At 41.9% G+C, this 6,198-nt stretch carries 8 protein-coding genes; 4 read left to right on the top strand and 4 right to left on the bottom strand.

The window, feature by feature from the left end; genetic code table 11:
• Positions 1-228: 228 nt before the first annotated feature.
• The gene (locus tag DHL47_RS03095; RefSeq protein ID WP_128835093.1) at positions 229-570 is read left to right on the top strand and encodes a metal-sulfur cluster assembly factor; all 342 of its coding nucleotides are present in this window, start codon (positions 229-231) and stop codon (positions 568-570) included.
• A gap of 356 nt (positions 571-926) precedes the next feature.
• Here the strand turns inward: DHL47_RS03095 and ilvD are convergent, their stop codons facing one another.
• Positions 927-2,633 (bottom strand): dihydroxy-acid dehydratase, encoded by a 1,707-nt coding sequence (gene ilvD, locus DHL47_RS03090; protein WP_128835095.1) that lies wholly within the window; start codon positions 2,631-2,633, stop codon positions 927-929.
• A gap of 362 nt (positions 2,634-2,995) precedes the next feature.
• On the opposite strand from ilvD, the gene rpmF reads away from it, so the two are divergent.
• The 3 genes from rpmF to DHL47_RS03075 all read left to right on the top strand — a co-directional run bounded on the left by rpmF (position 2,996) and on the right by DHL47_RS03075 (position 3,999).
• Entirely contained in the window at positions 2,996-3,178 is a 183-nt protein-coding gene (rpmF, locus tag DHL47_RS03085; protein ID WP_002894148.1) for a 50S ribosomal protein L32, read from the top strand.
• Positions 3,179-3,193: 15 nt separating this feature from the next.
• Positions 3,194-3,343: a 50S ribosomal protein L33 gene (gene rpmG / locus DHL47_RS03080; protein WP_001265622.1), complete on the top strand. Its 150-nt coding sequence runs from the start codon at positions 3,194-3,196 to the stop codon at positions 3,341-3,343.
• A gap of 299 nt (positions 3,344-3,642) precedes the next feature.
• Complete coding sequence (locus DHL47_RS03075; RefSeq protein ID WP_209550860.1) at positions 3,643-3,999, top strand: hypothetical protein; 357 nt, start codon at positions 3,643-3,645, stop codon at positions 3,997-3,999.
• 7 nt (positions 4,000-4,006) lie between these two features.
• On the opposite strand, the gene DHL47_RS03070 is transcribed toward DHL47_RS03075, so the two are convergent.
• The 3 genes from DHL47_RS03070 to DHL47_RS03060 form a co-directional block, all read right to left on the bottom strand.
• A complete protein-coding gene (locus DHL47_RS03070) occupies positions 4,007-4,885 on the bottom strand; it encodes an ImmA/IrrE family metallo-endopeptidase (RefSeq protein ID WP_209550859.1) in 879 nt (292 codons plus the stop codon).
• A 2-nt stretch (positions 4,886-4,887) separates the two neighbouring features.
• A complete protein-coding gene (locus DHL47_RS03065; RefSeq protein ID WP_209550858.1) occupies positions 4,888-5,244 on the bottom strand; it encodes a helix-turn-helix domain-containing protein in 357 nt (118 codons plus the stop codon).
• Between the two features lie 687 nt (positions 5,245-5,931).
• On the bottom strand, positions 5,932-6,096 hold the full coding sequence (locus DHL47_RS03060) for a hypothetical protein (protein ID WP_209550857.1): 165 nt from the start codon (positions 6,094-6,096) through the stop codon (positions 5,932-5,934).
• Positions 6,097-6,198 lie beyond the last annotated feature (102 nt).

The raw sequence follows: 6,198 nt of genomic DNA, 5'->3' as shown, positions 1-6,198 counted from the left end.
GTGAAAGAAGATTCCATATTTAAAACAGGCGGAAGCCTTCTGTTTGTTGTGTCCTGAATTCAAAAAATGCCTTCAAAAATCTTAGAGTCAGGCCGAAATGAGAAGCGGTCAGTCTAGCAGGAACAAAAATAGCTACAGGGTTATTGATTCATTGCATAAAATAGCTTGAAAAAAAGTCAGAATTGTGAGAAAATAAAAACAATTCAAGAGAGATAGGAAGGAAGGGCCATGAGAGACGATATCAAAATCAACGACCGCGCCGCTGCCATTGCAGACAAACTAATCGAGCAGCTGGAGCGCATTTACGACCCGGAAGTCGAGCTGGATGTTTACAATTTGGGGCTGATTTATGAGATTAATCTGGATGAAGCCGGCCACTGCAAGCTTGTCATGACCTTCACCGACACAGCCTGCGACTGTACAGAGAGCCTGCCTATCGCCATTATCAACGCCCTGCAGAAAATCGAGGAAATCGAGAGTGCCTCGGTCGAAGTCACCTGGTCTCCTGCCTGGAAAATCACTCGTATCAGCCGTTTCGGCCGTATTGCGCTGGGGATCAGCCCCAGATAAGAAATAATGACAGCCTAGGCAGTCTATTTATATCTAGTTGAAATAAACATATCAACCCGCTAGAAAAACTAGCGGGTTCTTTTGTGATATAGTCTTTTCCTTTGCTTTTAGCAGGGAAACTGTCCCGGGGGGACAGTTTCAGCCTATCATTTTGAAATAAGCAAATGATAGGAAGCAAGCCGCTCAAATAGTCCAGTGGAGGTTTTGAAGCGGTGGATGGAGCTTCCGCTAGGAAGTGTCAGCAGCTCAAAGCAGTGCTTTGAGGTTGCGGATAGAGCTTCTGCGAGAAAGTCTCCAAAGCAGGGCAAGGCGAACTATCAAAGTAATAAATGATAAACCAAATGACGTTGCATCGCTTATTTCTTCCCTGTTTCTTCCGGTTTCCAGAAGTCGGTGACAGCCCCCTTGGCTGCTGAGGATACCATATGAGCATATTTCCCGAGAACACCGCGGCTGTAGAGCGGCGGAATGGTGGTTTCCTCTCTGCGTTTGGCCAGTTCCTCTTCAGAGACAGCCATGGAAATCTCCTTGGTATCTTGGTCAACCGTGACTGTATCTCCGGTCCGCAGATAGGCGATGGGACCGCCATCCTGAGCCTCCGGAGCGATATGCCCCACAACCAAACCGTAAGTACCGCCGGAGAAGCGGCCATCGGTCAGCAGAGCAACCTTGTCTCCCTGTCCCTTACCGACAATAATAGAAGAAAGCGACAGCATTTCCGGCATACCCGGGCCGCCTTTTGGTCCAACATAGCGCACAACCACAACATCGCCGTCTACCACTTCATCGGCCAGTACCGCATCAATGGCGGCCTCCTCTGAGTCGAAGACCTTAGCCGGTCCGACGTGGCGGCGGACCTTAACCCCAGATACCTTGGCAACCGCCCCGTCCGGTGCCAGATTGCCGTGCAGGATGATGAGCGGACCGTCTGCCCGCTTAGGATTTTCCAGCGGCATGATGACCTTTTGACCCGGTGTCAGATCAGCAAAGCCGGCCAGATTTTCCGCCACAGTCTTGCCTGTACAGGTGATGCGGTCTCCATGCAGGAAGCCGTTGGCCAAGAGATACTTCATAACAGCCGGCACGCCGCCGACATTGTAGAGATCTTGGAAGACATACTGACCCGACGGCTTCAGGTCGGCCAAGTGCGGCACGCGCTCCTGAATGACATTGAAGTCATCCAGCGTCAGCTCGACATTGGCTGCATGGGCAATGGCCAGCAGGTGGAGCGTTGCATTGGTCGATCCGCCCAGAGCCATAGTCACTGTAATGGCGTCTTCAAAGGCCTCGCGGGTCAGAATATCCGACGGTTTCAGTCCCATTTTCAGCATGCGGACAACCGCACGGCCCGCCTCGATAATGTCTTCTTTCTTATCCTGAGACTCGGCCGGGTGAGAGGAGGAGCCAGGCAGGCTCATGCCCAGAACTTCGATAGCCGTCGCCATGGTATTGGCCGTATACATACCGCCGCAGCCGCCGGGGCCGGGACAGGCATTACACTCAATCCGCCGCACTTCTTCGGCTGTCAGATCGCCGTGATTCCACTTCCCAATCCCTTCAAAGACGGAAACCAGGTCAATGTCTTTGCCATCCAGATTTCCCGGTGCAATGGTCCCTCCGTAGGCAAAGATAGCCGGAATATCCATATTGGCAATGGCAATCAGCGAACCGGGCATATTCTTATCGCAGCCTCCGATAGCCACAAAGGCATCCACATTATGGCCGCCCATAGCCGCTTCGATAGAGTCTGCAATGATGTCGCGCGAAGTCAGGGAAAAGCGCATACCCGGTGTCCCCATGGCAATCCCGTCTGCCACCGTAATGGTTCCGTACTGTACCGGCCAGGCCCCCTGATCCTTGATGCCTTCCTTGGCTAGCTTCCCAAAATCGTGCAGATGGATATTACAGGGCGTATTTTCCGCCCAGGTCGAAATCACTCCCACAATCGGAGAGTCAAAATCCTTGTCTGTCATCCCGGTCGCCCGCAGCATAGCGCGGTTGGGAGACTTGACCATACTGTCATAAATCTTGCTTCTGTGGCGCGTATCTACCTTATCTGTCATCTCTTTCCCTTTCCTAGCAGCATTTCTGTAACTTTCATTATACCATACTTGACCCACCTTGGACAGAAGAAAATTTTTAAATTTTCAGAATTTTTTATTTTTTCGGAAAATAGCAGAGCTGCTCAGCCCGCTCCTGCACCGCTCATCTGCAAGCCAGTTTGGATTCATACTCTGCAGACATCTCTTCAAACCATAGCCGCGTCTCCTTGCCCTGACAGTCCGGAAAAGTGAAACGAGACTTACTTTAAAATGAAAAAAAACTGTCAAGTAACTTTACTTTACAAAAAAGTTTTGATATACTGTTACAGTTGATGAAAATCATCAAATTGAATCGAATTCATAATCTAAAAGGAGAAACCAACATGGCAGTACCTGCACGTCGCACTTCAAAAGCGAAGAAAAATAAACGCCGCACTCACTACAAAGTGACAGCTCCAACTGTAACTTTTGACGAAACTACTGGTGACTACTCACGCTCTCACCGCGTATCCCTCAAAGGATACTACAAGGGACGTAAAATCGCCAAAGCTGCAGCTGCAGAATAATAGAAGGGAGCTATCATGCGCGTAAATATTACACTTGAACACAAAGAATCCGGTGAACGCTTGTACCTTACTTCTAAAAACAAACGCAACACCCCAGACCGTCTTCAATTGAAGAAATACTCACCAAAACTCCGCAAACATGTGGTGTTTACGGAAGTGAAATAGGGATTCACTACACGTCAATTAAGGCGAAAAAGATTGATTTAAAGCGATTCTTGAAATTTTAAGTTTCAATAGATTGCAGTAAAAATCAATTAAATGACTACATTTTTGACTACATTTTTTGAATGGAGTTTCAAAATACAGTATTCAAAGACGCTTTAGTAGGATTGCTGGAGCGTTTATTTTGTCTACATAATTTTAAGTGTATATAATATAAAATGTATTAACGAAATGAGTTAGTACATTTTATATTGTATTTTTTTGTGGTATAATATTTATAGATGACACTGGAGGTAGGAAAGATGAAGAAAATTTTTGCAGCAGTTGTTTTTATGATTTCAGCTTTGGTTCTGGTTGCCTGCAGCAATCAGCAGAGCTTGGATGGTGATTACTATAAAATATATAATGGTAAAGAAAATGCTTTAGTTTTTAAAATAGAAGGAGATAATAGTTACTATTATCCAGATGGTGTTGAAAGTTCAGCTACAGTTGATGAAAAAAATCATAAAATTAACTACACTGACAAAGGTGTAAATTTTAGCTTAGATTATGATTATGATTCTTCTGGTGAATTAACTTATTCCGGACCTTTTGGAAAAGACCAAGTGTATAAAAAAGGTAGTGAAGCATATAAAAGAGCGATAGAAAAAAAGGACTGATTCATTATTAGTCCTTTTTGTTTTGTAGGTCATAGAAGGCAAATTGAACTTTTTTATTGACTTCTATATTGGTTAGTTGCTTACTATCCCAGGCATACCAGAGTGTAAGTCCTTTATCATATTTACACCAAATTTTAATGTGAGGAAGGATATTTTTTATTTTTTGGCAAAATGATTGATTTTGAAGTTCTGGAAATTCTGTATGAGTGATAAACTTTTTCTTCTCTAGGAGTAGTTTCAGTTTATCGCTAGCTTCTATTTTAATCATTTCATAGTTGCTGATGATGTTGTCTTTAATAATTTCCAAGTAAGAAATTAATTTCTTTCCAGCGGCTGTACCTGCTCTAAAACTGGTCACAATTCCTTGTGCCTTGGGGTAGGTCATGTCTGTATAGTGTTGAAATAATTGTGTTAGTCGGACTTCCAAAGCTTTATTAGAAACTGTTAGGTCTTGCATGATTTCTTGATAAGTTTTTTGTTGATAGAAAATTTTGGTCAAAAGAACAATATCCGGCATTAAAATAATAGAAGCAAAATAATCTGCTTCTAATTCTTGGGAGGTTTTATTTCTCAGGCTTTCTGTAAAGAGACTGCCTTTGTGATTTAAAAGCAAGTGTCCTAATTCATGGCATTTAGTAAAATTCTGTCTTTCTTTGATACAGTCTTTTTCATAGGATATGGAAATTCCTAGAGGATCAATCATGGTAATGCCTGAGATTAGGTCATTTTCAAAATGGTGTTCTAAAACCTTGATATGATATTGCTCTTTTATCGCTTGAAAATAACTTTCATAAGAATAATTAATTAAAGAAATATCGTGGAGTTTGATAAACTTATAGATTTCTTCTCTGGCAATGGTAGCGATTTTTCGATAAATAGGATTCATAATTAATCTTGATTTTCTTCAAATGCTCTTCTTCTTGCTTCGATAAAGTTATCGATATCTTTTTTAAACTGTTCTTGTTGCTCTTTGGTTAGATTGAAATCATCCACCGTTTTTCTGAACATGACTTCAGCTGATTGTAGAGAAGCTGAGGTAGGAACTTTATTATCAGTGTTTCCTAGCAGATAGTCTGTAGATACGCTGAAAAAATCCGCAAATTTTTCTAAAGTTTCTCCGGATGGTTTTCTTTTTCCACTTTCCCATTGTTGATAATTTGGTTGTTTAATGCCGAATTTTTCAGCTATTTGTTTTTGTGTAAGCCCTGCTTCTTTTCTTAGCTTTTTTAAGCGCTCTGGAAACATGAGATGACCTCTTTTAAAAATTTTTTAAATTTTTTTCAAAAAACCCTTGACAATATATTCAATTGAGTATATAATCTAAATATACTCAATAGAGTATGAAATAAATCTAGTCAAAACTTGCTCAATGTTATGTTTAGATAAGTAAAAGATTGAGAAGCAAGGTTGACAGTATAGATTTAAAGTTTGTTCCTTGAAAATAACAAATAAAAAAGCGCGTCAGACAGTCCGTAACTACTGACTAACACACTTAACTGTAGCAAGTTAATTATAACTTAGAATTGACGATATGTCAAATCTGAGTTGTAAGGGTTAAAAGTGGGACTGGAGTTGCTGGAAAATAGGCACACGCGTTCGGCTTTTAGCCCTCTTGACCGGATAACAAGAGGGAACTGCTACCGAGAGGTGGAGGCACTATTTGGTGAAAACGTGGTAGAGGCGGATAGCTGAGTAGAACTATATGCGGGCGGTGTGTGAGCTTACTTTGTAGGCTTGCTAATGGATAAGGTGAGGAAGAGGGTCTGTTGATTCAGGGCTGAATTCGTGACTTATCCGAACGAGTAACTTTGTCGTGAGATATGGTGAAAGAGCATGCGAAGATACGAGCATGCCCTAGATAGATGATTATCTGTTTAGGAGAATGGAAAATGAATAATAAATGTGACGGATTATTTTAATAGATAATTCTTTTTAAATGAATTTTTGGAATTCTTGCTTCAAGTTATGTTCAAGTTGTTTTATTCTAACTTCTAGCTCTGGGCTATAACCATATTTTCTAAAGAGGAAATCTTGGTGAGCCTGGAGCAGCGAATGGCAGCCTTTTTCAAGTTTAGCAATTTTTTCTGTTGTAGCCATAATGTTTTCTCCTTTATTGTTTATTATATCATGTTCCATTCTTTTAAGCAGATGATACAGTCAGCCGAGAGCTGGCTTTTTTATTTGCTGTTGGATTTGTTT

The organism is Streptococcus panodentis (genome assembly GCF_017884005.1).
Classification (GTDB): domain Bacteria; phylum Bacillota; class Bacilli; order Lactobacillales; family Streptococcaceae; genus Streptococcus; species Streptococcus panodentis.
Note: the sequence above shows the minus strand (reverse complement) of the source record. Positions and strands in the feature narration are given on the sequence as shown.

Coding starts and splice junctions, on each gene's coding strand:
- DHL47_RS03095 (WP_128835093.1), top strand. CDS start 229: ATGAGAGACGATATCAAAATCAACGACCGCGCCGCTGCCATTGCAGAC.
- ilvD (WP_128835095.1), bottom strand. CDS start 2,633: ATGACAGATAAGGTAGATACGCGCCACAGAAGCAAGATTTATGACAGT.
- rpmF (WP_002894148.1), top strand. CDS start 2,996: ATGGCAGTACCTGCACGTCGCACTTCAAAAGCGAAGAAAAATAAACGC.
- rpmG (WP_001265622.1), top strand. CDS start 3,194: ATGCGCGTAAATATTACACTTGAACACAAAGAATCCGGTGAACGCTTG.
- DHL47_RS03075 (WP_209550860.1), top strand. CDS start 3,643: ATGAAGAAAATTTTTGCAGCAGTTGTTTTTATGATTTCAGCTTTGGTT.
- DHL47_RS03070 (WP_209550859.1), bottom strand. CDS start 4,885: ATGAATCCTATTTATCGAAAAATCGCTACCATTGCCAGAGAAGAAATC.
- DHL47_RS03065 (WP_209550858.1), bottom strand. CDS start 5,244: ATGTTTCCAGAGCGCTTAAAAAAGCTAAGAAAAGAAGCAGGGCTTACA.
- DHL47_RS03060 (WP_209550857.1), bottom strand. CDS start 6,096: ATGGCTACAACAGAAAAAATTGCTAAACTTGAAAAAGGCTGCCATTCG.